Source organism: Pseudomonadota bacterium, assembly GCA_039028935.1.
Classification (GTDB): domain Bacteria; phylum Pseudomonadota; class Gammaproteobacteria; order Steroidobacterales; family SZUA-146; genus SZUA-146.
Genome location: JBCCHD010000001.1, coordinates 157032 through 182944, shown reverse-complemented (window position 1 = coordinate 182944; position 25913 = coordinate 157032). Strand labels below are relative to the sequence as shown.

21 protein-coding genes are annotated in these 25913 nt (G+C 57.8%); 4 read left to right on the top strand and 17 right to left on the bottom strand.

The window, feature by feature from the left end:
• Positions 1–13: 13 nt before the first annotated feature.
• Positions 14–1123 (top strand): peptidoglycan DD-metalloendopeptidase family protein, encoded by a 1110-nt coding sequence (locus tag AAF465_00755; GenBank protein ID MEM7081256.1) that lies wholly within the window; start codon positions 14–16, stop codon positions 1121–1123.
• Here AAF465_00755 and AAF465_00750 read toward each other — a convergent pair.
• The 4 genes from AAF465_00750 to AAF465_00735 form a co-directional block, all read right to left on the bottom strand.
• Positions 1106–1471, bottom strand: coding sequence for a hypothetical protein (locus AAF465_00750; GenBank protein ID MEM7081255.1), 366 nt, complete (start codon positions 1469–1471; stop codon positions 1106–1108). The genes AAF465_00755 and AAF465_00750 overlap by 18 nt on opposite strands.
• 4 nt (positions 1472–1475) lie before the next feature.
• Complete coding sequence (locus tag AAF465_00745) at positions 1476–2582, bottom strand: homoserine O-acetyltransferase (GenBank protein ID MEM7081254.1); 1107 nt, start codon at positions 2580–2582, stop codon at positions 1476–1478.
• A 192-nt stretch (positions 2583–2774) separates the two neighbouring features.
• Entirely contained in the window at positions 2775–3659 is an 885-nt protein-coding gene (locus tag AAF465_00740; protein MEM7081253.1) for a M48 family metallopeptidase, read from the bottom strand.
• 88 nt (positions 3660–3747) lie between these two features.
• The gene (locus AAF465_00735; protein ID MEM7081252.1) at positions 3748–4344 is read right to left on the bottom strand and encodes a DUF937 domain-containing protein; all 597 of its coding nucleotides are present in this window, start codon (positions 4342–4344) and stop codon (positions 3748–3750) included.
• A gap of 372 nt (positions 4345–4716) precedes the next feature.
• On the opposite strand from AAF465_00735, the gene AAF465_00730 reads away from it, so the two are divergent.
• From AAF465_00730 to AAF465_00720, 3 genes are all read left to right on the top strand, one after another.
• Complete coding sequence (locus tag AAF465_00730; GenBank protein ID MEM7081251.1) at positions 4717–5187, top strand: FixH family protein; 471 nt, start codon at positions 4717–4719, stop codon at positions 5185–5187.
• A 32-nt stretch (positions 5188–5219) separates the two neighbouring features.
• Positions 5220–7658 carry a cytochrome c peroxidase gene (locus AAF465_00725; protein ID MEM7081250.1) on the top strand — a complete coding sequence of 813 codons (2439 nt, stop codon included), beginning with the start codon at positions 5220–5222 and terminating at the stop codon, positions 7656–7658.
• A 552-nt stretch (positions 7659–8210) separates the two neighbouring features.
• Positions 8211–13616, top strand: a complete 5406-nt coding sequence (locus AAF465_00720) for an NPCBM/NEW2 domain-containing protein (GenBank protein MEM7081249.1) — start codon at positions 8211–8213, stop codon at positions 13614–13616.
• Between the two features lie 163 nt (positions 13617–13779).
• Here the strand turns inward: AAF465_00720 and AAF465_00715 are convergent, their stop codons facing one another.
• The 13 genes from AAF465_00715 to AAF465_00655 form a co-directional block, all read right to left on the bottom strand.
• A complete protein-coding gene (locus tag AAF465_00715) occupies positions 13780–14031 on the bottom strand; it encodes a hypothetical protein (GenBank protein ID MEM7081248.1) in 252 nt (83 codons plus the stop codon).
• A gap of 203 nt (positions 14032–14234) precedes the next feature.
• Positions 14235–15446, bottom strand: coding sequence for a serine hydrolase (locus AAF465_00710; GenBank protein ID MEM7081247.1), 1212 nt, complete (start codon positions 15444–15446; stop codon positions 14235–14237).
• Positions 15447–15448: 2 nt separating this feature from the next.
• Positions 15449–16831, bottom strand: a complete 1383-nt coding sequence (gene der, locus AAF465_00705) for a ribosome biogenesis GTPase Der (GenBank protein MEM7081246.1) — start codon at positions 16829–16831, stop codon at positions 15449–15451.
• Between the two features lie 229 nt (positions 16832–17060).
• Positions 17061–18227, bottom strand: coding sequence for an outer membrane protein assembly factor BamB (bamB, locus tag AAF465_00700; GenBank protein MEM7081245.1), 1167 nt, complete (start codon positions 18225–18227; stop codon positions 17061–17063).
• 136 nt (positions 18228–18363) lie between these two features.
• Positions 18364–18996, bottom strand: coding sequence for a tetratricopeptide repeat protein (locus tag AAF465_00695; GenBank protein MEM7081244.1), 633 nt, complete (start codon positions 18994–18996; stop codon positions 18364–18366).
• Positions 18997–19059: 63 nt separating this feature from the next.
• Entirely contained in the window at positions 19060–20343 is a 1284-nt protein-coding gene (gene hisS / locus AAF465_00690; GenBank protein ID MEM7081243.1) for a histidine--tRNA ligase, read from the bottom strand.
• Between the two features lie 144 nt (positions 20344–20487).
• Positions 20488–21366, bottom strand: a complete 879-nt coding sequence (locus tag AAF465_00685) for a RodZ domain-containing protein (GenBank protein ID MEM7081242.1) — start codon at positions 21364–21366, stop codon at positions 20488–20490.
• A complete protein-coding gene (pilW, locus tag AAF465_00680) occupies positions 21356–22126 on the bottom strand; it encodes a type IV pilus biogenesis/stability protein PilW (protein ID MEM7081241.1) in 771 nt (256 codons plus the stop codon). The genes AAF465_00685 and pilW overlap by 11 nt, the downstream gene beginning before the upstream one ends.
• Complete coding sequence (gene rlmN / locus AAF465_00675) at positions 22123–23292, bottom strand: 23S rRNA (adenine(2503)-C(2))-methyltransferase RlmN (protein MEM7081240.1); 1170 nt, start codon at positions 23290–23292, stop codon at positions 22123–22125. The genes pilW and rlmN overlap by 4 nt, the downstream gene beginning before the upstream one ends.
• 27 nt (positions 23293–23319) lie before the next feature.
• Positions 23320–23748 (bottom strand): nucleoside-diphosphate kinase, encoded by a 429-nt coding sequence (gene ndk / locus AAF465_00670; protein MEM7081239.1) that lies wholly within the window; start codon positions 23746–23748, stop codon positions 23320–23322.
• Positions 23749–23939: 191 nt separating this feature from the next.
• Positions 23940–24260 (bottom strand): iron-sulfur cluster assembly accessory protein, encoded by a 321-nt coding sequence (locus AAF465_00665; GenBank protein MEM7081238.1) that lies wholly within the window; start codon positions 24258–24260, stop codon positions 23940–23942.
• On the bottom strand, positions 24250–24708 hold the full coding sequence (locus AAF465_00660; GenBank protein ID MEM7081237.1) for an iron-sulfur cluster assembly scaffold protein: 459 nt from the start codon (positions 24706–24708) through the stop codon (positions 24250–24252). The genes AAF465_00665 and AAF465_00660 overlap by 11 nt, the downstream gene beginning before the upstream one ends.
• Complete coding sequence (locus AAF465_00655) at positions 24683–25906, bottom strand: IscS subfamily cysteine desulfurase (protein ID MEM7081236.1); 1224 nt, start codon at positions 25904–25906, stop codon at positions 24683–24685. Before AAF465_00655 ends, AAF465_00660 begins: the two co-directional genes overlap by 26 nt.
• Positions 25907–25913: the final 7 nt, after the last annotated feature.

Genomic DNA, 25913 nt, shown 5'->3' with positions numbered 1-25913 from the left:
TCAGGCTGATTTCATGAACCGTTTATCGAACATCGACGCATCGCGTATTGGTATGACGCTGGTGCTGTGTCTGGTCGCTGCGTCGTGCATGACGACATCGACCAGCGACCCATCTGAAACCACCCGCCCGTCCACACACAAGACCTCACCTCACGCGTCCGCGTCGACAGCGCCACCGACCGCACCGGCCGCCACTCAGACGGCCGTCCCGCCCGCCAGCGCACACTCAGCACCGCGCATACGCTCGCAACGCGATGCCAAACGCAGCCGCCTACAACGGCCTCGCTCGCAGCCCGCAAACACCGACCAAGCGATGCGCCAGCCGATGGCACCACCTAACGTTGCCAAACCAGAGCGCCAGGTGCCGGCGCATCACGCCGTGCCGGGCGGCATCGCACTGCTGACCCTCGACCGCGCGGCGGAACCTCGACCGGATGTGTATTTTGGCGACCGGCCGGTTTATGTCACGCGCAAAGGCGATTATTGGAACGCGGTCGTCGGCATTCCGCTCAACGCGGACATCGGCGAGCACACCGTATTGGTGAAAGTACACGGCAAGGCCGACACGCGACAGGTGTTTGATGTGCAAAGCACCGAGTATGAAACCCAATCGCTGACCATCAAAAACACGCGCAAAGTGAACCCCAACCCCAGCGATCAAAAACGTATCGAGCAGGACTGGCTACGTATTCAGCGAGCCAAAACCACGTTCAATCGAAACGCGCTCCCCGATCTTGTGATGGCGTGGCCGCTTGAAGGACGCATCAGCAGCACCTTTGGCTTACGCCGAATTTACAATGGTCAACCGCGCAATCCGCACAGTGGACTCGATATCGCCGCACCGACCGGCACGCCGATTGTCGCGCCAGCTCGCGGCACGGTAATCGATACAGGCAACTATTTCTTTAATGGCAACACGGTGTTTGTCGATCACGGCCACGGTTTTGTCACCCTGTATTGCCACTTAAACGAGATTGGTGTGGAGGTCGGCGATACATTGGAAATCGGCCAGACCCTCGGTACGGTTGGCGAAACCGGACGCGTCACAGGACCCCACCTGCATCTTGGTGTGTTGCTAAACGGCGTGCTCGTCGATCCGCTGTTATTACTCGAACCGCGTTAACCCCGACAGCGCCTCCTCGGCCGACTCAAACATCTGCGACGGAAAGAGCGCGCGTAGATCCGTTACCGGCTCTTGTTTGACGTTGAGCAGCATCCCGCCACGCGCTTCGTAGTCACTAAGTTCGTCAATCAAAAAAGCGCGTGCGGCCTTGAGTGCGGCGCTGGGCGTGTCGCGTTCCAAATCCGCCTTGCGATGAAACAGACCGCTGATGCTCGCCGCACACAGCCAATGGGTGTCTAAGTTCTCAAACGGATATCGAATAACCGCGGTCAGCGGCACCACCTCATCGTCGACGGGCGTAAAGAGCTGGACGGTGTGTAGCGCGTAGGCATAGGGATCGGCTTTCATGCGCTCAGTCCTGTGATGCGGCGCTTAGAAATTCAGCAATCACCGGACGAAAACGATCCATATCAACAAGAAACGAATCATGCCCTTGAATCGAGTCGAGGAACGTGAGTTGCGCATCGATATTCGCGTCGTTCATGAGCTCGGCAAGCTGCTGCTGCTGATGCGACGGAAACAAAATATCGCTATGCACACCAATTACGAGCGCGGACTCGAGTTTCAACAACGCAAAACTGGACGACAAACTACCGGCATGATCCGCCGCATCGTAGACATCCATCGCTCTTGATAGATACAGATAGCAGTTTGGATCGAAACTGCCGACAAACTTTGCCGCGTGTGCACTCAAGTAGGACTCGATCTCAAACTCCGCACTGAACAGATCGGTGTTGGGCTTGGACTGCGCGATGCGTTCGCGACCGAAGCGCTGCGCCCATTCACCCGCCGAACGATAGGTAATCATGCCGAGTTTGCGTGCCAGCCGCATGCCGGTGGCCGGCAGTTGATCATCGGTGTACTCGCCTTGCTGCCATTTCGAATCAGCACAGATCATTTCGCGCTGTAGCGAGCGCAACGCAATGGCGAACGGTAACGCCCGACACGACGACGAAATGGTGATGAGATGACGTACGCGAGTTGGATGCATTAGGCCAAACGCGAGCGCTGTCATACCACCCATTGAGGGTCCGATCGCGCAGTGCACAGCATCAATGCCCAGGTGATCGAGCAACAGCGCACCACTTTGGGCGATGTCTTCGAGCGACAGTACCGGGAAGTCGAGACCATAGCGTTCGCCGGTCTGAGGATTGATACTTGCGGCACCCGTGCTGCCAAAACAGCTCCCAAGTGAATTGAAACACACGACGAAGTAGCGATTGGTATCAACCGGCTTGCCCGGTCCCACCATGTCTTCCCACCAGCCGGGATTGGGATCGGCGGCCGACGACGCGGCGTGTGCGGACGGCGACAAACCGGTAAAAATCAGTATCGCCCGGTCTCGTTTGGCATCGATGGGCCCCCACGTTTCGTACGCCAGTTCAAACGACGGCAGCTCGCCGCCACGGCGAAGCCGAAACGGTGTCTCATGATGATAGATCTGACGCGCTGTCGACATAGTGAATAGACATCAAATAAAACGAAAGTGTAGAGGATGCGTGGCATGGACCCAAGTCTTTTAGCGCGTACACCGACGGAATGCGAGCAACACATCGCGACTGACCGGCCCAAAAACCGCAATGACTCAGAATCAACGACGGCGGTTTAACTCGCCGCCGTCGTTATTATGGCTTGCCGCTCTCAGTGACCACTAACCCGGGCAGTTTTGCTGTCGGATAGAGACCGCCTCATCCATCCATTCCTTAAACTGTTCAATGCGTGTCGCCGGTGAGGGATGGGTCGACATAAATTCGTTCGGCGTGCCTTTGCCACCTCGATTAGCACCCATGCGTTGCCAAAGCCTTGGCGCTTCGGTGGGATCAAAACACGCACGCGCCAGCAGCCGTAACCCAATGTAATCCGCCTCGGTTTCGTGTTTGCGCGAAAAGGGTAATAACACGCCGTACTGGCTACCCACGCCCAAGGCACCCTGCACCGCGCGCTGCGCGTTATACCCCATGTCGCCAACCACGACCGCGGCGACCATACTGCCAAGGCGCACCAACTTTTGATAGGCCATGCGTTCCGCTCCGTGTCGCGCAATCGCGTGGGCAATTTCGTGCCCCATAATGGCACTGAGACCGTCCGCGTTTTCAGCGACCGGCAACAAACCGGTGTACACCGCCACTTTTCCCCCGGGCAACGCAAACGCATTCGCCTGATTGGAACGTATGACATTAAACTCCCAATTGAATCCGGGATCCAAGCCCTCCGCGCGCGCCGCATCGACCAGCCGCTCGCCAATTTCGCGCACCTGGTCAACCACTTCACCGTTTAGGATCACATCGCTCTTACCAAGAATGTCGCGATAGGACTGCAGCCCCAGCGCCATCTCTTGTTCCTGCGAAATGTCGACCAGCTGAGAGCGATTAGTCACGGGCACGCGTTCTTGATTGGCAATCCAGTAATAGGCCAGATACAGCGCAAACAAAATGACGGGAACCAAGCGCAGACTGATGCCTCGACCAGGTCCAACCCGAAGACTCCCAAGGCCCGAACCGCGTCGCCGGCCAAACGGTGAACGTGAATACCCCATGCAGGCTCCCTCAAAAGAAACCGGGCCGACAAACGCGTGTTTGCGGCCCGGTGTGGATGCGATGTGATCGCCGCGTTTCGCTACGCAATCAGAAGAACTTTTTCGCCATGCCCATCATGTCATCGAGCATCGAACCATCGTTGTCGGCATCCAGCAGCTTACCCAAGATACCGTCGATGCCGCTCGATTGACGCTGCTGCGCGACGCCACCTGACAGCAAGCCGCCGAGCAGCCCGCCCAAACCGGAGTCTTTGGATTGTGCCTGTTTACTCAGCCCGCCCATGGCCATGGTAGCGACCATCGGCAACAGTTTTTTCAAGATTGATGCGTCAATGCCGGTCTTTTGTGCCGCATCCGCAGCGACCTGACGGCTGACTTCCTTCGATCCTAAGATGTGACCCAAAATACCATTCCCGTCGCGAATGGTGGATTCGTTGAGGCTGCCGCCTTGTCCAAACAAAGATGGGTCTTCCAGGTAGCGTGAGTGATTCCCCTTTTTGAGCGCGCCCAACAGACCCTCGAGGCCGTTGTCACTCTGCGCGTTCTTTTTCATGTTCTGTGTAAGGGCGGGCAACAAGCTGCCAATGGCTTTGGTTGCCTGCTCTGAGTTAAGGCCGAAGTTGCCAGCGACCTGCTGCAACACTTTGCCGCTTTGCGCTTCGATGATGGATTTCAACAGACTCATTAATGTCGTTCCTTCTGATAAATGTTACCGGACGGGCATTATCGCAAAACCCGGATTAATGTCCTGTTGCGATGCACAACCGCCACGCAATTCGAGTCGGTGCTAAATCCGAATAGTGATATTTTATCCTCTATAATTCAGATAGTTAACGAGTATTGGCAATTGATCCGCCCGTACGGTAGGGAGATTGGCGCGATCATTGTTTGCAATCTAAGAATAATCCTTAGTCAAATACATTCACCGATATGCTCATCGGACACCGTAACGCCGTCGCAAAAATGGCCTTTTTCTATCTACTCCGCCAACAGAACGCGTCAACTGTGGCGTGATCGGTTGACCGCTTTGGCTTCCTTCGGCACGATTTTGCGCGTGATGATCGAACTTCAACATGCCGCCCATTCACCGTCCGCTCGCCGACGTGCGTTCCGGTTGCTGCCAGTGCTGTTGGTGCTGTTTGTCACCACCGCGTGCGAACGGGCCGATGCGCCATCCGAGCCCGCCGCAATGGGTTGGCAACAGGCCTCCGGTAACGGCCTCTATCACGTGCGCATTGAACCGCGCGATGGCGATGTGCTCATCGGCGACTATCACGAGTGGGTGTTAACACTGACGGATACCGACGGCGACGCGGTGTTCCCGGCGCGTATACAAATGGGTGGCGGTATGCCCGGTCACGGCCATGGACTCCCCACACAGCCTCAAATCACCGACCATCTTGGCGACGGCCGCTATCGAATTGAGGGCGTGCGCTTCAACATGGCCGGTGCCTGGGTCCTCAGCTACCGCATCGGTTCAGCACTGGGCACCGATGATGTGCGTTTTGAGATCGATCTGACTTTCTGAGGTGCGCCGTGCTATCGACTGGGCGTTTCGACGTGAGCCGCATTAATCTGCCGATCAGAATGACCCTGCGCATCAGTCTCAGCGTGGGTTGGCTCGCGTTGCTCGTGAGTTGTTCGCCGACACCACGCTTTTGGACAGAAGAGGAAGTGTCCATCTTGCGCTCGCTGAGTCTGGCGAGTTTGCCGACACCGAAAGCACCATCAAATCGCGTCGCCAACCACCCCGACGCGGTTCGATTGGGTGAAGCACTTTTTTTCGATACGCGCCTCAGCGGCGACGGTACGCAGTCGTGTGCCAGCTGTCATCAACCGCAAAAGTATTTTACCGACGGTTTACCGACCGGCCAGGGCATTAGAACCTTGTCGCGCAATACACCAACGTTGATCGGCGGCGCGTGGCAGCATTGGTTTTATTGGGACGGCCGACGCGACTCGCTCTGGTCGCAGGCGCTCATTCCAATCGAAGCACCCGATGAGATGGGCGGAAGTCGCACCGCAGCTGTGAACCTCATTGCGCAAGATCCGGACTATATCGACACCTACGCGGCGGTTTTTGGTCCGTTGCCACCCGTTCTGCGCGCGGGAAGGCTACCCCCGCACGCTGGCGAATTTGCCGATCAGGCCGGGCAGAACGCCTGGTTCCGCATGCCCGCACGCACACGCCAAGCGGTCAATTCAGCCTATGCCAATGTGGGCAAAGCCCTCGCAGCCTATGAGCGCACGTTGACCCCACGACCCGCGCCGTTTGACCGCTATGTGGATACGCTCATTCAAGACGGCGAAGACGCGGCCGCACCGTTACTCAGCGAGGCGGCGCGGCGCGGTGCCAAGCTCTTTATTGATTTTGAGGCATCGCGTTGCCTGCAGTGCCACAGCGGACCGCTCCTCACAAACGGTGACTTTCACAACATCGGCACGGGTGCCATTGAAGGCACCGCACACGCGGCGTCGGCGCGTGGTGAGGTGCTCGACTTTGGTCGTTTGTTTGGCGTTCAGGCGGTCTTGCTTGACCAGTTCAACTGCCTTGGCCCTCATAGCGACGCCGATGCGAATGAATGTTCGGCACTGCGCTTTCTCTCACGCGACCAGCACGGCGACATGGCCGGCGCGTTCAAAACACCTACATTGCGAAACGTCGCGCACACCGCACCCTACTTTCATCATGGTCGGGCGGAGTCACTCGACGCGGTGCTCGCCCACTACTCTGCGCCACCTGACGACAACGAGCTGGTGACCCTTAATTTGTCGGCCGCCCAGCGCACGGACCTTGTGGCCTTTCTCGAGTCGCTGAGTTCGCCCGCTTACAGCAATCCTCAGGCTCAACCGTCAGCGACGCCAACGTCAACCAGGTTTACTGCGTCCGAAAAAACACTGTTAGCAACACTGTCGCTCACGTCGTTAGGCGAGGCACCCAACGATCCGGGCAACGACGTGTTTAACAGTGCCGCCGCCGCGGCGCTCGGCCAAGCGCTGTTTCACGACGCGCGATTGAGCGCCACCCAAACGGTCGCGTGCGCCACGTGTCATCAGTCACCTCTTGGACTGGCTGATGGCCAAGCAACCGCAACGGGGCTCGCGCCATTAACGCGAAACACGCCGGGGCTGGTGGGGGTTGCTTGGCGACAGCACTATTATTGGGATGGGCGCAAAGACAGCCTTTGGTCGCAAGCGCTTGAACCCATCGAAGCGCCGGGCGAGATGGGGGGTAACCGCTACGATGCGGTGCGTTTGGTGGCCAACGATTCGGCGCTGGCGACACTGTATGCAAACGCATTCGAACCCCTGCCGGAGACGTTTGTCCGCGCCCTCAACGACAACGCGTTGAGCCCATCTCAAGAATCCCGCCTGAATCGCACGTTTGTGCGTCTGGGCAAAGCGCTGGCCGCCCATCAACGACGATTTGTGTTCACTCCTACGCGCTTCGATGTATGGGTGGACGACTTACTCAGCGACGCGCCCCAGCACAGCAATCTGTTAACCCACACCGAAATCGCCGGACTCAAACGCTTCATTTCGGCCGACACGCAGTGTGTGAGCTGTCACAACGGTCCACGATTCACGAACGGGCAGTTTCATAATATCGGTACCGGCACCAACGCAAACGGGCGGCACGATACCGGGCGACTCGCGGGTATCGAGGCCTTGCTGAACGACCCATTCAATTGCGCGAGTGAATACGGCGAGGCGGACGCCGTCTGTCGACATCTCGACGACGCGCGTGCCGCGGAAGTACCGCGCTTACTCGACGGCGCCTTTCGAACGCCAGGCCTGCGTGGATTGCGCACCACTGCACCGTATATGCACGACGGCCGGTTCGACACACTGACCGATGTGCTGGTGTATTACTCGGATCCCGCCGACAAACGCACAACCTGGCACGAACTCGTGCCCATCGAGTCGCTCGACGAGCGCGCGATCAAAGAACTCGTTGCGTTTCTCAATGTGCTCAGCGACGACACATCGGCACGCTAAATTCGCCCGGCTTAACGATCGGTATATCGCCACCGCGCAAGCAGTTGTCGCACAACGCCTTTCCCGCGGCTCGCCCGCTAGAGACCGACATCGATCACACCAACATACCCAGGGACAAAAACCGTCTCGACTCAAACCACAATCGAGCGGCCTTTTGACGTCGAACGCAAACGACCGAATCCGTGCAATGCGCACCGATAATCCGAAACAGCAAGCCTGAAGCCTGAGGCCTGACACTCGAACGCAGAAAGCCGGCACGTGACCCCTTGGACTTCATCCCCGTGTCGCGCCGAGACTGTTCCATATCCGCCACCTGTCCACTGCATCGATTAGACGTAATCCAAGCGGCCATCGAACGTAAGTGTCTGACTCGTGACTACTTTGCGTCGAGCGACTTTACATCTCGACTCAAAAGAGTAGCGGTCGCACTCCTTAAGCACATGGATTACCTTGAGATGGCACGCGTTGGCACGAAACATGCTGATTAATCAGTAATAAAAAGAATCACCGCAGCGGGCGATGTCGCCTCTGCGACAAAACGGGCGTTAAAAAATGATCAAGCCAAGTGTGCTAGCCAGCGCCGTCGTTGCGGCGTGCGTTCTGTCCATGACCGCGTTCGCTGATGATGGCGACAAGGAAACCCAACTACGCAATGCGACCGATGGTGCCTGGGGCAGCCCGATCGCCTGGCCGCATATCGCGATTACCGCGGGCACCCTGCCCGACGGTCGCATCGTGTCCTATTCCTCGACCGAAGTGAACGCGTTTCCGGCCAACCGGGAGTTTACCCACTCGTCGTTGTTTGACCCCACCACCGAAACGTTCACCAATGTCGACAGTGATTTCCACGACATGTTTTGCGCAGGCGTGTCGACGTTGGAAGATGGCCGATTTGTCGCCTCCGGCGGTAACCCCAATGACGTACGCACGAGCGCGTTCGATCCGGTGGCACTCGAATGGACACCTTTACCCACAATGAACCGCACACGCTGGTACGGTACAAATCTCACGCTGCCCAACAACACCATTTTCTCCACCTTCGCCAATACCGCCGGCGATTCGTCGGAACGGTTCTCGCCCGCCTCAAACACCTGGACGCTCACACCCGGCGCGACCATGATCGACTTACTCAACGAGCAAAACGCCGCCAATGGCGAACCGGTCGTCAACAGTGCCGCCAATATGCAATGGTGGGCGCAGATGGCCGTGGGCCCAAATGGCAATGTGTTTCATGGGGGCCCGACGCCCACATGGCATGAGTTTGATCCGTATGGTTCAGGCGGGGTGACCGATTTGGGTCAGCCAACCGGCACACGCACCCGCATGTTCGGTAATGTCACCACGTACGATGTCGGTAAAGTCATCTTAGTGGGCGGCTATGACCGCACGACCAACCCGGCGGTGACAAACGATGTTTATCTGGTCGACTTGAATGGACCTGCACCGGTCGTGACGAATGCAGCACCGATCAACACGGGCCGCGCCAACTCCAACACGGTGATGCTGCCGACGGGCGACGTATTGGTGGTGGGCGGCAACACCGACGGTCGACTGTTTAATGATGACGCGAGTGTGTTTGCGGCGGAGCTCTACAAGCCCGATCTGGATGAATGGGAAGTGCTCGCGAGCATGACCGTGCCACGCAACTACCATTCGATTGGTCTGCTGCTGCGTGACGGTCGCGTATTGGCCGCCGGTGGTGGCGCCTGTGGTGGCTGTAGCGCCAATCATCTTGACGGACAAATTTTTTCGCCACCGTACTTATTTAACGCAGACGGCTCGAACGCGACCCGACCACAAATCACAGCGGCGGCGTCCACCGCACGCGCCGGCGACGTATTGAACGTTTCGGCCAGCGACGGGGTCACGAAATTTTCCATGGTGCGCCTGTCGGCAACAACGCACGCCATCAACACGGACCAGCGTTTTATTCCGATCGACTTCACGGCAACGGGCGCCGGCACGTATGAACTTTCGCTTAACCCCAATCCCAATGTCGTGGTGCCGGGCTATTACTGGATGTTCGCGATCGGCGCCAATGGGGCGCCTTCCGTCGGCCACATTTTGCAGGTACAGCGCCCGCCCGATGTGCCCACCGGTGATGAGATCTATATCTCGGATCTCGCGTGGGAAAACGAAGTTAACGGATGGGGCCCCGCCGAACGCGACATGAGCAACGGCGAGACGGCCGCAGGCGATGGCACAACACTGAGCATTCGCGGTACCACCTACGCAAAAGGTGTGGGTGTGCACGCAGTGTCGCAAATCGACATCGATGTCGCGGGCGACTATAGCCGCTTTAAATCAACGCTCGGTGTGGATGACGAAGTGGTCGACACCGCGTGCGGCAGCGTACAATTCAGCGTGTTTGGTGATGATTTGCCGCTCTACACCAGTCCAGTGCTTGACTACCAAAGCGGCGCGGTCGACGTGGACTTGGGCATTGCCGGCGTGAGCACATTGTCGCTGCGCGTGAATGACGGCGGTGACAACATCAACTGCGACCATGCTGACTGGGCCAACGCACATCTTCTGCCGCGTGCGGACAACACGCCGACATTCAATTTTCTATTTGTCGATTCGGATAGCGCGGTCACTTCGCTCGCCGACTCCGATGCGCTGCTCGCAAGCGGTGGTGTGAACGCTCAGTTTCAAGCATTGCCACAAGTCAATATTGTCGACAATCAGGGCGGCACCGGCAACTTCACCAATGACGATGTGTTTCCGTATCTCAATACGTTTGTGACACGAGTGACCGGTCGTTTTGGTATTTACACGGCGGGCACGTACACCTTTGGCACTAACTCTGATGACGGCTTACGTCTACGTGTGAACGGCCAGGACGTAATCGTAGACGATGCGCTACATGGTCCAGCGAACCGCTTCGGGACTATCGATTTGGACCCCGGCATTCATGAAATTGAGCTGGTGTACTTTGAGAATGGCGGCGGCGCCACGCTCGAGTTGTTCTTAGCACCTGGTTCGCTCACCGCGTTTTCAGACGCGTTTGAACTACTGCAGCCGGTTAACGGTGAACTCGGCAACGCCGGTGATGGCACGTTCAATGTGCTGTTTGTCGACTCGGACGACGCGGTCAACACACTGGCAATTACCGAAGCATTGCTCAATAGCGGCGGCGTGGCGGCTGAGTTCCAGTCGACTGCAACCGTCGACTATTGGGATGGCTTAGGTGGCACCGGTCATTTTGGCAACAACGTGCTATTTCCCTACCTCGATACCCTCGCGGTACGCGTTACCGGACAGATCAGTATTGTCAAAGACGGCGACTACACGTTTGGTACTAACTCTGATGACGGTGTGCGACTGCGTGTGAACGGTCAAACGCTCATAGAAGACAACCTCACCCATCCGCCCGTCGACAACTTCGGTTCGGTCAACCTAGGGGTGGGCGTACATGACATCGAACTCATCTTTTTTGAGAATGGCGGCGGCGCGTCGCTTGAGCTATTTATCGCCGAAGGTCTGCACGCCGAATTTTCCAACGCCTTCGCGCTCCTGCAAGCCCTTGATGGACTCGGCCCGGTTGACTCCGATGGCGATGGCTACGCGGACAGTATCGACGCGTTCCCCAACGACAATACCGAATGGCTGGACAGTGATCTTGATGGCGTGGGCGACAACAGCGACGCGTTCCCCAGCGATCCCAATGAATCGGCGGACAGCGATGGTGACGGCGTCGGAGACAATGGCGACGTCTTCGCCAGTAACCCACGCGAATCCAGTGACAGCAACGGCGACGGCATTGGCGACAATATTTCGCTCGCCCCGCGTGCGGTGAGTTCCTCTACGCTCATTCGGCTGGGCAACGCGGTCGACGCCAACCTATGGAATGTCAATCCGGACAACGACACGGTGGGCGTGCTGTCAGCGGCAGGCGTGCAAATCGACGAGATCGACGTCGGGGCAAAACCGTGGGGACTGACCTATAGCGACAGCACAAATGAGGTATGGGTGAGTAACAAAGCCGACGACTCAATTAGCATCATCGATGTGGCCACGCGCAACGTAACACGCAGCGTGCTTTTACCGCGCGGCTCCGCGCCGCATGGTATTGTCATCGCTCCCGGCGGCGGCAGCGCCTATGTGGTGCTGGAGGCAAGCGCGGAGTTATTGCGTATCGACGTTGCCACCGCAAACATCAACGGCATGGCGCCGCTTGGCTATCGACCTCGACACCTTGCGATCACGGCTGACGGCGCGCAACTGCTCGTGACGCAATTCATCACGCCACAGTTAACCGGTGAGTCCACAACGCTCGTCACACCGCAGGCGACCGACGGCGGCCTGATACGTCGCGTCAACGCCAATACGCTTCAACCAGAAGGCGAGATTCGGCTTCAACATCGCAACGTCGTGGCCTCAGAAACACAAGGACCGGGCATTCCCAATTATCTCAACGCACCGGTCATCGCGCCCGACGGCATGATGGCCTATGTGCCGTCCAAGCAAGACAATATTCTAGGCGGCACCGCCCGAGACGGCAGCACACTCGATTTTGACCACACCGTGCGCGCCGTGACGTCTCAAGTAAACCTAATCAACAGCGCCGAGCTACTCACCGCGCGAATCGATCACGACAACTCGAGTGTGGCCACGGGTGCAGTCATTGGTGCCTATGGTGAAAAACTATTCGTGGCACTGGAGACCAGCCGACACGTGGCGGTCATTGATCTGTCCAATGGCGGACAACTGTTGCGGCTGGATGTGGGTCGTGCGCCGCAAAGTGTGGTGCTTTCCGCTGATGGTAATCGACTCTATGCGCATAATTTTATGGACCGCAGCGTCAGCGTCATCGACGTGTCGTCCATCTCGCAAGATGTGTCGTTTGCCGCGACCGAGTTGCAGACAACCACGATGGTGAATAGCGAAGCGTTATCGGCAAACGTTTTGCTCGGCAAGCAGCTCTTTACGGATGCGCTCGACGACCGGCTCGCCGCGAGCGACTACATGAGCTGTGCATCGTGTCATAACGAAGGCGACGACGACGGCCGCGTATGGGACTTCACTCAGTTCGGCGAAGGCCTGCGTAACACTATCTCGCTCATCGGCAAAGGTGGCATGGCCCACGGCGGTTTACACTGGAGCAATAACTTCGACGAGGTACAAGACTTCGAAGGGCAGATTCGCGACTTTGCCGGCGGCAGCGGTCTAATGGCCGACGCCGATTATTTCGCCGGCAGCGTGAGCCAACCGCTGGGCGATCCCAAAGCAGGACTCAGCGCCGATCTCGATGCGCTCGCCGCGTATCTCAACTCGCTGGCCAGCACACCCATGAACCCCATTCGTGCACCGGACGAATCGTTCAGCACCGACGCCATTGCGGGCCGAGCGTTGTTCCTTCAGCAGGGGTGCGCAACCTGTCATGCCGGCACGGTGACGACGGACTCACCGACCGGTGGTGCCCACGACATCGGCACCATCACCGCGGCATCCGGCGGCCGCCTGGGTGGCACACTTGCCGCGATCGACACTCCCACGCTGAACGGCTTATGGCAGTCGGCGCCGTATCTTCACGATGGTTCGGCGGCCAATCTGACCGACGCGGTCATCGCACACGCCACGCTCGACATTGATCCAGCTGGTGCGCAGTTGATCAGCGCCTACCTCAATGAGCTGAATGCGTTGCCCAACGACACCGTAGACAGCGACGCCGACGGTCTCACAGACAACAACGACAACTGCATCAATGTGGCAAACCCATCGCAGCTCGACACCGATGGCGATGGCTTTGGCAATCGCTGCGACGCCGACACGAACAACGACTGCGAAGTGAATTTCTTGGATGTCGCGCTGTTTGGCGGAGCGTTCCAAAGCACGGACCCGTTGCATGACTTCAACGGCGACGGTGTGGTCAACTTCCTCGACTACCCGGTCATGGTCAACAGCATCTTCGGCGCACCGGGACCCAGCTCACTCGCCAACTGCAACACCCTTTAAGCGACACGACAGGTGTCAGGTTTGCTCTGCGTAGCAGACCTGACACCGTTAGTCGTCGTCCAGACGCTGGGCCGAAAGTCCTGTTTGTGGCGGTTTATTGGCGCAGATTGAACGCGTTGGGCACCATCGTTGGATCATCGCGATTACGCTCATCGACCACCCGCTACTCGGCCGACCCCGTGGCGAACTCGACGCTTGCCCAAATCTCGACCCAGCGATCACGCTTTTCCTCGGGAGACAGTAATTTGGGGGATACAGTAATCGGCGCCTTCATCGTGTGGTGGTTAGCAAAAAGCGCGGCATTAGCGGCGCCCCGCAGGGTGCCGCCGTCTTGGTGGGTAACCGCCACAATCTCGTTACAGACGGGACACGCCCAAAATACCGCTTGCTCCGACCCCTGCCGTACTGGCCGCATGGGCTGCCTACTTTTCACGATCAGCACACCGTCTTTATCGGACAAGTAAGCGATTTGCCTGGCGGTACAGAACGCACAGTCACAGCGACGGGGCTCATAGCCGCCAATAGGCTTGGGCAAGCGAAAATCGATTCGAACACACTCGCATCGACAGGTCGTCGAATACGTCTGCTGCTCAACCGATCCGCGCGAATCGGGCACGATTATTCGGTATCGTAATGCGCGGCGAGCGACCGAAAGAACGCAATTGTCTTCATCCGCACACCGGGCGCGTTGAACGTACGGTGCGCTGAATTTTTAGCCACCACAACACCCTTCTCGCGGTTCACGTAAATGTACTGCCCGTAAATACCTCCGGCATAGAATTCGCCGTTTGCCTCGGGCGGCAGCCACCATTGATACCCGTAGCCTTGACCAACGCGTTTCATACCGGGTGCACTATTGCGCGTTGACCGTTCGGTCCAATCGGCCGGAATGACCTGCTCACCGTTCCAGCTGCCGTTATTTAGAAAAAGCTGACCAAACCGCGCGTAGTCTCGCGTCTGCATGTTGAGCCCACCCAGCGCAAACGCCACGCCCTCGCCATCGGTCAGATAATAGCCGTCACCGTCGGTGCGCAACGGTTGCCACAGACGGCGGGATAGATAGTCGGTCAGCGTAGTGCCGGTGGCCGCACGCAACACCATGGCGAGCACATGCGTATCAATGGACACATAGTGCCACTGCGTGCCGGCATCACGATCGCGCTCGTTCATACTGATCGCGAAGTCGTCCATCGAGGTGCCCAACGCCAGAACGCGGCCCATCTTATTGATGTCACTATTGAAATCGAAATAGTCTTCATTAAAACGAATGCCGCTCGACATGTGCAGCACGTCTTCAAGTGCCACGCCGGCATACGCCGAATCGCCAAGCGCCGGCACATACTTATCGACAGGATCGCGCAGTGATTCGATTTGCCCTTCGGCCACCGCGATGCCCAGCACCGCCGATAAAAACGACTTCGCCATGGACCACGAAATACGCTGATCTTGCTGCTGTGTGCCGAGCCGATACTGTTCATGCACAATGGCGCCGTCGCTTATCACCACCAGCGCCGTCGTTGCGGTGTCGGTCAAAAACGCCTCGACGTCCAAATTCTCACCGTCATACGCAAAGGTATTTGGCATGGGCGCACGTGCCTCAGGCCACGGGTCGGTGGGCCCATCGCGCACCAGCGGTGCCGATAGCATTACGTTATCCATGTTGGAAAAATGATTGACGATTTTGTCTTCATCAAACAGCGTCACCACCGCGTAAAGCCGCGAGAGTTTTTCATGATTGAGCGCGCCGAGGACCACCAACACCGCCACAACGGCAAGAAACGTGTAACCCAGCTGAGAGGTCTTCTTTCGGTTGGTCGCAAGTGGCTTCATCACTATTTCCGTTTGACGTGTTTGAGTAAACGTTTTTTACGATTTTTTTGCCGATCGGTGAGCTTGTTACGCCGACCAGCAAACGGGTTCTTACCGCTTTTAAATTCGATCTTCACCGGCGCACCATGCAGTCGGAAGTTCTTCCGGAAGCGATTTTCCAAAAAACGTCGGTAGCTGTCCGCAATGTGATTGGTCATATTGCCGTGGATGACAATGATCTGCGGATTGCGTCCACCCTGATGCGCATAGCGCAGCTTGGGACGTCGACCACGCGACGCAGGCGGTGGATGGGACTGCACACAGTCTTCGAGCACCCGCGTGAGCTCGGCGGTGGGCAGTTCGCGTGTAGCAGCCGTATGACAGTCGATGACCGAGGCCAGCACATCCGTGACGCCACTGCCATGCAGCGCCGAGATAAAATGACTGTCGATGTATGTGGCAAACGGCAGTTTGACTTCGAGCTCTCGACGTATCGTGTCACGCTGATACGGACTGAGGCCATCCCATTTATTGATCGCGAGTGTGAGAGCGCGCCCACGATGCAGAGCAAGACCCAGCAAGCGCACATCCTGATCGGTCACGCTTTCGCGCGCGTCCAGCATGCACACCACTACATCGGCTTTGTCGATTGCCTGCAGCGTTTTGACAATACTGAACTTCTCGATGCCATCGTCGACCTTAGAACGCCGACGAACGCCCGCGGTGTCGATCAGTGTGTACTGCGTACCATCGCGCTCAAACGGCACATAAACGCTGTCGCGCGTGGTGCCCGGCCGATCAAATGCCACCACACGCTCTTCACCCACCAAGCGATTTACCAGCGTGGACTTACCCACATTTGGTCGACCAATGATCGCCACCTTGATGCCGTGCGTTTCGGCGGTTTCCGACGGTATTGGAAACGTGGCTAACACCTCGTCCATCAACGCCGCAACATTGTGCCCATGGGCGGACGAAATGGACGCCGGATCGCCGGCGCCCAGTGCATAGAATTCGGCGCCGACCACATCGGGATCGAGGCCTTCTGATTTATTCACCACAAGCTGCATGGGTGTATTGTGTCGGCGCAACAGCTGCGCCACCTGATGATCGGTAGCCGACAGGCCATCGCGCCCATCGACCATAAACAGGACATAGTCCGCTTCTTCGATGGCGCGCTGCGTCTGTTGCGCCATCAATCCATCTAGGCCATCGGTATCACCCGACAAACCGCCCGTATCCACCACTAGGTACGGAATGGTGCCCACACGACCAAAGCCATACTGCCGATCGCGGGTGAGTCCAGGTTGGTCGGCCACCAGTGCATCACGCGATCGAGTAAGCGTGTTGAACAGCGTGGACTTACCGACATTGGGTCGACCCACCAACGCCACCACGGGCAGCATATCGCTACTCGTTTCGTCCTGCGGTTCTAGCTGTTCGTTGTCGGAGCTCATCGTGCGCATGCCTCAGTGTCGCGCTAAGAGCGCGTCAGACCGAAACGGAGTACTCGTGTTTTACTGCCGACTGCGCAGCGCGCATGTCGATGTACTCCGGTGCGTTTGAATAAAAGTATACGGTAAGCAGCGAACAGGTTTGCTGTTTGTTGCTGAGGGCGAGCGCGCTTAACGGTGCTTAGGGTGCGTCAATGACCGCCGGTTTTTTGAACGCATGCAGCTCGCCGTCGTCATTTTGTACGTAGAGCATATCGCCCATCACCAGTGGCGACGCCGAAATGGGGCTACTGCCGGCGCGTGTGCGCGCTTGGAAACTGCCATCGAGCGCGGAAATCCAATGTACATAGCCGTCGAAATCCCCTACGGCGATCGAGGTGCCCACGAGCACGGGCGCACCGGCCTCGCGACGTAACAAACTATCCTGCTTCCAATTTTGCACACCGGTGCGCCGATCGAGCGCCACTACCGAGTCTTCGTCGGTGGTGATGATCACCTGGTTCCAGTCCACGGCCACCGGGTAGCGGCTCGACATGTCCTGTGCCCAAATGGGCTGACCTGTCGGCAGCGACACCAGCATTGCACGACCTTGAAAGCCAACAGTAAAAGCGTCTTCGCCGTTGATGGTAATGCGTCCGTCGATATCCGCCAGTCGCTCAAACTCGTTGCGCCCACGTCGCTCGGCGACCGAGCGCTCCCAAATCACCCGACCGCTTTCAACGTCCACCGCCGCGATCTTGCCATTATCAAACCCACTCACGACGGCACCCGAGGCAAACACCGGCTCGGCCAGTCCGTAGTAGGTGAGCCCCTGCACACGACGATCCACATTCCACAATTCGAGCCCCGTCGTACCGTCCAAAGCGGTCAATTGGCCGTCGATGGTGCGCACCGCGACCGCGCGCGTGCTCACCGCTGGCGCTGACAACACCGAGCTGCTCACGCGGGCTGTCCATATTTCGGACCCGTCGGTGATCGATAACGTAATCACTTCGCCTTCTGCCGTGCCCACCGCGACCATGTTGCCGCCGACGCCAGGTCCTCCGGAGATACCGCGCTCTTTGCCCAAGTTTGTACGCCAGATGACTTTGCCCGTCACCGCATCAAAAGCCGACACCACACCATCGCTCGATGCCGCAAACACCCGAGCACCATTGCCCGCCGGCGCAAGACCCGGACGATTGACTTTGCGATTGCCGCCCAGTTTAGTCGACCATTCTTTGGTGATGACGGTCGAGCTGGTGAGAGGCACCAATTCCGCTGGCTCTAGCTTAACGTCCTTGGCGTTCTGGCAGCCCGCCAATGCGACGCCGAAGACCAGCCAAATTAGCGACCGAACCGATTTCATACCCTCACCTCATGTTAATCAACGCGACACCATTTAGTGCCACGCATCAGGCTGCTTTTGTCATGATGCGTCCGTTTACGCGAAGTCGTGTTGTTTCATGCAGCGGCCATGCAGCGACGCGCGCATCACCCATCACTCAGTCCGTAGACGCACCCAAGTTTTGCAGCTTCATTTCCAAAAAGCTTACGTCGCCCAGCGGAATGTCGTGCGCGAGCGCTAATTTGTACTGCTCAATCGCCGCTTCATTGTCGCCCAGGGCCACAAACACATCACCGCGAACCTCTTGATACAACGGACTGAACTCGCCTTCATTGCGCACCTTCAGTGTGGCTTGCGCCGCATCGGTATCACCAGCCGCAAGCTGCACCCGCGCCAGTCGCAGCCGCGCAATGTGGCTCAGCTCAGGGCCACCGCTGTCGACCGCATCTTTAAGCGCTGCAATGGCCGACTCAAAATCACCGGCGTCGACGTGCACCTTGGCCAATGACAAGGCGGCTTGCGCATCATACGGCGTGGCTGAAAACTCATTTTTGAGTTCGGCTGCTTTGGACAACACCACGTTGCGGTCGTTGCCAGCCACCGCAGTCTCAAGCTCGCTGAACACCGCCGATGCGGTTTCTGCGCGCGTGCGCGTCATGTCTTTGTACCAATTGTAGCCAAACAAAATGGCACCACCAGCAACAAGTCCTGTGACCACAAACACCTTGTTGTCGTTCCACCAGTTCTTCAGCTTCTCAAGTTCTTCTTCGTCTGTGTTGTAATCGTTCACGTCTATCTTCCAGTTTCGTTATCAGTTTGGAGGGTGGGCGCGCTAAGCGCACCACACCGAAAATTAATGCGCGTGTTCGAGCAGTGCAGTCACCTGCGTCTCGATCTCGTCCCAGTCCACGGTGGTCTGCGCCCCTGCGTCCCGTCGCAGTGCCTTAATCGCAAGCGACTGGCGCGCCACTTCGTCGTCGCCAAGTATCAGCGCCAGTTCCGCACCGCTTTTGTCCGCCGCGCGCAGCTGGCTCTTAAAACTGCCTTGAGCGCCGTGCGCCACCATGCGCACGTCGGGCAGCGCATCACGCAGCCGTTCGAGCAACATCGCGCCGGCGCGAGCGGCCTGCTCGCCGACTGTCACCAGGTATACCCTGGCGTCGGGGGAGGGGATTGTAGCATCGCTGTGGCTCAACAGGGCGATGAGTCGCTCCATGCCCATCGCCCACCCAACCGCCGGCGTATCCCGACCGCCGAGCTGCTTGACGAGCTGGTCATAACGGCCGCCGCCGCAGACCGCATTCTGCGCGCCGAGCTGGTCGGTCTGCCACTCAAACACCATGCCGGTGTAATAGTCTAAGCCGCGCACTAGCCGTGGCTCGACGGTGTATGGCACACCCGCATCGTCAAGGCGCGCGAGAATCGCCTCGAAATAGCGCTGCTCGTCCTCGCTCAAGAACGCCTGCATCTGAGGCGCCTCATCAATCAGGGTCTGCATTGACGGGGTTTTACTGTCCAAGATACGCAGCGGATTAGTCGTGAGTCGGCGCACGCTGTCCTCATCCAGCGCCTCTCGATGACCGTCAAAGTACGCACGCAGTGTGTCGATATACTGCGCCCTGCCCTCGCTCGCACCCAAGCAATTGATTTTGAGCGCGAGCCCATCGAGCGACAAACCGCGCCAAATACGGGCCAGCATGAGCAGCAGTTCCACGTCCACATCAGGACCGGCCAAACCATAGGCCTCGGCGCCGATTTGATAGAACTGTCGATAGCGGCCTTCTTGTGGTTGTTCGTAGCGAAACATCGGCCCGTAGTAATACACGCGACGGCGCTGATTGTGCAGCAACCCGCGAGTGATGCCAGCCCTTACACAGCTTGCAGTGGCTTCTGGACGAAGGCTAAGACTCTCGCCACCGCGACTCTCGAAGGTAAACATCTCTTTCGATACGATATCGGTTTCGTCACCAATCGAGCGTTGAAAAAGTGCGGTTTTCTCGAGCATGGGCGTGCGCAACTCATCATAGCCGTAGCTCTCAAGAATGCGTCGTATGACGTTCTCGGCCAGATGCCAGTACGGCATCTGCTCGGGCACGATGTCGGGCATACCTTTAATGGGGGTGATGGCTTTGCTCACGTGTAATCCTGGCTGCAGCGACCGCGCTAGCGGGTATGACAATTATCGCAGTTCAATCAACGGCGCAATGAAAAGACGGAATCTCCCTGGCGCGTAATGAAGCGTGCAGGGGCGTTTAACAGTGTGACTCGCCATCATAATGATCTAGGGCTTATCGATTTGAAAGCGCGCCGTGTTGCCGCGTGTTGCCGTTACTGGGATCGGAAAGTTCTCTCCGTCGACCTCCACATTTACCGCACTCTGCCGCCCTAAAAAGACGCTGATGGGTGGCGGTCCGTTGAGATATTTTACCGACGCCGATTCCACCAGTCCGTACAGCAATTTTTGGCGCTTGCCGTCGTAGATTTCCACCCATGAATCGTCCGTGAAACGCAACGTGACCGTCATGTTCTGATCTTCGATCACGGGGCGCTCTGGGTCCGGTACATCACGGGGTTGTGCCTGCTCGGGCGGAATGAGCAGCGCATTGACCGGCTCTACCGTTTCGTCCAGCACAGGCTGCGCGGCTTGTGCCACCGGCTCAATAGCGGGCACCAGACTTGTGGACGCGGCGAGGTTTAATTCCTCACTACTGGCGCCCACGCTCGCCGGCGCCTCCGTCGGCTGCATGTACCAGTAGATGCCACCCGCAACGACGGCAATCGCCACCAAGGCAATCACGGCCGGTACCACCCAATTCCAGCTTCGTTCGTGATGACTCGGGGCGTGAAGCATGCTGTCCGCCACAAGCGGCGGTTGTTCGCGAGTACCGCACACTTGGTAATAGCCCACCATCAAATCATCCGGTTCAATGTTAAGCACTTTGGCGTATTGCCGCAGGTGGCCTTTCGCAAACACCGGGGCGCCGAGCGAGTTGTAGTCATCGCGCTCGATCGCCTCGAGCATCCAACGATCGAGGTGCAGCTCCTTACTGATGTCGTCGAGCGAACGCTTTTGTTTTGTGCGGGCTTTTTTTAGCCGTTCACCCGGTGACGGATCGTCTATCCGTCGTGTCTCGGCCGCAGCGTCGTCATTATCCGCCATTGCGTTCGATCTCCAGCAATTGAGTGGTCTCGGTAGAATCCGGGAAGCGTTCGGTTAACGCCGCTCGATAGCTGTCCATGCGGGCCGCATTGTTCGCGCGGCGAGCGATCTGGTAACCCAGCAACAGCGCCTCGGGCGGCAGCTGCTCTGGCAGCCCCAGGCGTTCGAGAAATGCTCGCGCCTGAAGATCGCGCTGTTGCTCATAGTGCAGATTGGCCATTTGCCACAACGCAAGGCCGTAATTGGGGTTGCGTTTGAGCGCCTGGTCCAAATAGTCAAGCGCCTGATCATATCGTTGTTGTTTCAGTGCACAGGCGCCGGCATTGGTCAACGCCGCTTCAGGCGTGCCGTAGAACCGATTGTTGGCCGCCAGCAAGAAATGCTCTTCGGCTTTGGCGGCCTGTCCCTCACGGCACAGGTAAGCCCCGTACATGTTCTGCACCACCGGGTCTTTATCGTTGATTCGCAAAGCCAGTCGATAGTGCTTACGTGCCTCGTCTTTTTGATCGAGCTGCTCAGCCACCAGCGCCAGAAACGCATGGCTTTGAGATACGGAACCGTCTTGCTCCACCGAACGTTTGAATTTCTCGTATGCCAACGGCAGCTTGTTTTTCTTAAAATACTCAACGCCCAGTTGAAAGTTTGCACGCGCCGCTTCCACTGGCGAAGCCGTTGGCTCCTCGATCACATCGGTACGCACACACGCTGCAAGTAGCGCCAATACGCCAATACATCCCACACGCCGGGCCAAATTCATCATGCGCTCACCACCATAAACTGTTTATTGCCAAGGCGAACCTTGGTGCGATCAGACACTTGTCCCGCCAGTTGTCCACAGGCTGCATCAATGTCATCACCGCGGGTTTTTCGCACCATCGCGCGAATATTCTTTTGATGAAGAATATCCTTAAACGCTCGGATAGCATTGGGTTTGGATCGTTTGAACGCGTTTCCGTCAAACGGGTTAAAGGGAATGAGATTCACCTTCGCGGGCTTACCTTTCAGCAGGCGCGAAAGTTCATAAGCGTGAGACGGTTGATCGTTCACGCCATCGATCAGCGTATATTCAAACGTGATCGTGCGTGCGCCGGTTTGCTCAACGTAGGTCCAACACTGATCGAGCAGATCAGCGATCGGATGTTTGCGGTTGATCGGCACCAACTCATCACGCAACGCATCGTTTGGCGCATGCAGCGATACGGCCAACGCCGGATTGGTGTCCACACCCAGTTTGGCCAACTGCGGCACAAGACCCGAGGTGCTGACGGTGACGCGGCGGCGCGACAACATATACGCGTGATCGCTCATCAAAATGTTGAGTGCGGGTACAACCTGCCGATAGTTTGCCAGTGGCTCACCCATCCCCATGAACACAACGTTGGTAACACGGTCCGCTGTATGTCCATGAAGCGATGGCACGTCATCGCCGTCATCATCAGGCAGTGCCAGCTCGCCGATGCCAGACGCATAGGCACCGAGCTCGTGATTGGCCAACCACACCTGGCTGACGATTTCGCTGGACGTCAGGTTGCGGTTAAAGCCCTGTGCGCCGGTGGAACAAAACGAGCAGTCCAGTGCACACCCGACCTGACTGCTGATACACAATGTGCCGCGTTTGCCCTCCGGAATAAACACCATTTCGATGGCCTGACCGCCGCCGGCCTCGAGCAACCATTTACGGGTCCCATCATTGGAGTCAAACCGCTGCACAACGCGTGGCGCTTCGACGACGAAATGGGCGTTGAGTTTTTCACGCACTTTTTTGGACAGGTCGGTCATGGCGTCAAAGTCACTCACGCCGCGCGCGTGCATCCACTTGAGCAACTGGCGGGCATGAAACGGCTTACCGCCAAGCTCGACCAATAGCTCGGACAACGTCGCGAGATCGTCGCCGAGCAAATTGCGTTTGTCGTGAGTGGTTGCCATGACGCTGCCGTTCGTTGCGCGATGCGCTTAGCGTGTGCGCGGACACACACCGGCCGCGAAGAAAAATTCGATTTCTTGTGCGGCGGTTTCGGGGGCATCGGAGCCATGTACCGCGTTTTCATCAATGCTGGTTGCAAAGTCGGCGCGGATGGTGCCGGGCGCTGCATTTTGCGGATTGGTATCGCCCATCAGCTCACGGTTCTTGGCAATCGCGTTTTCGCCTTCGAGCGCTTGAACCATCACAGGCCCCGAGGTCATAAACGCAACAAGGTCGCCGTAGAAAGGGCGCTCTTTGTGAACCGCGTAAAACTCTTCCGCCTGTGACTGGGTGAGGTGCAACATGCGCGCGGCAACAATGCGAAGACCGGCGCTTTCAAAGCGCGTGTAGACATCACCGATAATGTTCTTTGCCACGCCATCGGGTTTGATGATGGACAGTGTTCTTTCAATAGCCATGTAGCGGACTCTCCAAATAGGTTGGCCAAAATGTGTTGGCAATACGCGCTCGCTCACCGCGACCGCGAGGGGTTAGTGATAGGTAACTTATTGAACCGACGAATATTACTCCGAGCGCCCGGGGAGGGCAATCCCGTCTTTTTTATGTCACAAGCAGGACGGGATCTGACGCCCCGACGCGCCGACGATGGCTAAATGTTAAAACTCTCGCCACAGCCACATTCTCCGGTGGCGTTTGGATTGGTGAATTTAAAGACCTTACTGATGCCCGATTCGACGAAATCGACGATGGTACCGTCGATGAGCGGCAGGCTCTTTTCATCGACAACGACAGATATTCCTTTAGTTTCAAATACTTGATCGCCATCTTCGATCGATTCAGCGTAGCCAACGATGTATTCGTACCCGGCACAACCGGTGGGCTTAACGCTGAGCCTAAGCCCTTGCACTGCTCGCTCCTTCAGAAAGCCGCCGACCTGGGTGGCCGCCGCGTCGGTGAGTTCAATCGCCATATTCGTCCTGTCCTTCGTGTATCTGTGTGGCACAGTCTCTGAGTGCGTCTTCGGCAACCAGCACACTGCGCAATTTTTCCGCGGGCAGCGCCAGCGCCGCCACAATTTCGTCCTTAGGCAGAGTGTAGCCGCTTGTGAGCGGTTCCCCAACCAGTCGTTCGGTGAGCCACGAGGCCATGGCCAGCGTATGCGGGCAGCCATAGGCACGAAACCGTGCCTGCCTGATCGTCATGCCCTCAACATCGAGCCAAAAACCGATCCACACACCGCTGTGCTCATTGCCGCCCTCTCCGCTCACCAAAGTCGGCGAGGAGCCGGCCAGATCCGCTGGCGTCGCCACATTTCGCGGCGCTTCAAAGTGCTCAATAACTTGCTCGTTGTACATAAGACTCAAAATAGTCGGGTTGGTTCTGGCCGTGTGTTCACCGGCCAACCGACTGCGACTCATCCTCTTTGATGGCGGACTTGGCGCGCGATCCATCGGCTGCCGGACTGAGTGCGCGCAATCGTGTCACGGCCCGAGTCACCACCTCAATCGCCCGATCGATGTGCGCCGGGGTGGTCGAGCGCCCGAGACTGAAGCGCACCGAGCTTTGTGCGAGCTGGTCCGAATGCCCCAAAGCGCGCAGCACATACGACGATTCAGACGACGCCGACCCACAGGCGGCGCTGCTCGCCACGGCCAGTGGCCGCAGAGCATACATCAGGCTCTCTCCTTCTATTTGGGCAAAACTCACGTTCACAATACCCGGCACTGAGGGCTCACCCCCATTTAGCTGCACAGCGTCAAGCGCGAGTAGTCCATCGAGTAGGCGCGCGCGCAACTGCGCGAGCCGCGCGTGTTCGGCTTCGAGCTCGCGTTCGGCGAGGGCGAACGCTTCGCCCATACCCACAATCTGATGTGTGGCCAACGTGCCTGACCGCAATCCCAGCTCGTGACCGCCACCATGAAGAATGGGCTCAATGCGAAGACGGGGTACGGGTTTGACATAAAGCGCACCGATCCCTTTGGGTCCATACACTTTGTGCGCCGCAAGTGACAGCAGATTGACGTTTATCGTCGACAGATCAATCGCGACTTTGCCCGCGCTTTGTGCCGCGTCCACATGGAACGGCACGCCTGCCTCTGCGCACACATGGCCGATCTCATCGATCGGATTGATTACGCCGATCTCATTGTTGACGTGCATGATCGACACAAGGCACGTCTCGTCCCGCAAGGCGCTCTGGACTTGTGCGGCAGTTACGCGGCCGTGTTCTGCTGGCACCAGGTAGGTGACCTGACACCCTTCGGCTTCAAGCTGTCGACAGGTATCGAGCACCGCTTTGTGTTCGGTTTTGGCCGTCACAATATGGCGCCGTCCGGATGCTGCGCTCGCTCGGGCCACACCCTTGATGGCCAGATTGTCCGCCTCGGTTGCGCCCGAGGTAAATACAATGTGCTCCGGCTGGGCACCGATCAACGACGCCACCTGCGCTCGCGCGTTATTCACCGCTTGGCGGGCCTGCTGGCCATACGTATGCGAGGTCGACGCGGGATTGGCAAACACGCCCTCGTCGGTCAAACATGCCGCCATGCGCGCCGCGACTCGTTTATCAACCGGGGTCGTCGCGGCAAAGTCCAGATAGATGGGTTTGTCGTTCATCGTTGCA

What these genes read in the sequence shown, in the direction of transcription:
- AAF465_00755 (MEM7081256.1), top strand. Translation starts at nt 14, where the DNA reads ATGAACCGTTTATCGAACATCGACGCATCGCGTATTGGTATGACGCTG.
- AAF465_00750 (MEM7081255.1), bottom strand. Translation starts at nt 1,471, where the DNA reads ATGAAAGCCGATCCCTATGCCTACGCGCTACACACCGTCCAGCTCTTT.
- AAF465_00745 (MEM7081254.1), bottom strand. Translation starts at nt 2,582, where the DNA reads ATGTCGACAGCGCGTCAGATCTATCATCATGAGACACCGTTTCGGCTT.
- AAF465_00740 (MEM7081253.1), bottom strand. Translation starts at nt 3,659, where the DNA reads ATGGGGTATTCACGTTCACCGTTTGGCCGGCGACGCGGTTCGGGCCTT.
- AAF465_00735 (MEM7081252.1), bottom strand. Translation starts at nt 4,344, where the DNA reads ATGAGTCTGTTGAAATCCATCATCGAAGCGCAAAGCGGCAAAGTGTTG.
- AAF465_00730 (MEM7081251.1), top strand. Translation starts at nt 4,717, where the DNA reads ATGATCGAACTTCAACATGCCGCCCATTCACCGTCCGCTCGCCGACGT.
- AAF465_00720 (MEM7081249.1), top strand. Translation starts at nt 8,211, where the DNA reads ATGATCAAGCCAAGTGTGCTAGCCAGCGCCGTCGTTGCGGCGTGCGTT.
- AAF465_00715 (MEM7081248.1), bottom strand. Translation starts at nt 14,031, where the DNA reads ATGCGGCCAGTACGGCAGGGGTCGGAGCAAGCGGTATTTTGGGCGTGT.
- AAF465_00710 (MEM7081247.1), bottom strand. Translation starts at nt 15,446, where the DNA reads ATGAAGCCACTTGCGACCAACCGAAAGAAGACCTCTCAGCTGGGTTAC.
- der (MEM7081246.1), bottom strand. Translation starts at nt 16,831, where the DNA reads ATGCTGCCCGTGGTGGCGTTGGTGGGTCGACCCAATGTCGGTAAGTCC.
- bamB (MEM7081245.1), bottom strand. Translation starts at nt 18,227, where the DNA reads ATGAAATCGGTTCGGTCGCTAATTTGGCTGGTCTTCGGCGTCGCATTG.
- AAF465_00685 (MEM7081242.1), bottom strand. Translation starts at nt 21,366, where the DNA reads ATGGCGGATAATGACGACGCTGCGGCCGAGACACGACGGATAGACGAT.
- pilW (MEM7081241.1), bottom strand. Translation starts at nt 22,126, where the DNA reads ATGATGAATTTGGCCCGGCGTGTGGGATGTATTGGCGTATTGGCGCTA.
- rlmN (MEM7081240.1), bottom strand. Translation starts at nt 23,292, where the DNA reads ATGGCAACCACTCACGACAAACGCAATTTGCTCGGCGACGATCTCGCG.
- ndk (MEM7081239.1), bottom strand. Translation starts at nt 23,748, where the DNA reads ATGGCTATTGAAAGAACACTGTCCATCATCAAACCCGATGGCGTGGCA.
- AAF465_00665 (MEM7081238.1), bottom strand. Translation starts at nt 24,260, where the DNA reads ATGGCGATTGAACTCACCGACGCGGCGGCCACCCAGGTCGGCGGCTTT.
- AAF465_00660 (MEM7081237.1), bottom strand. Translation starts at nt 24,708, where the DNA reads ATGAGTCGCAGTCGGTTGGCCGGTGAACACACGGCCAGAACCAACCCG.
- AAF465_00655 (MEM7081236.1), bottom strand. Translation starts at nt 25,906, where the DNA reads ATGAACGACAAACCCATCTATCTGGACTTTGCCGCGACGACCCCGGTT.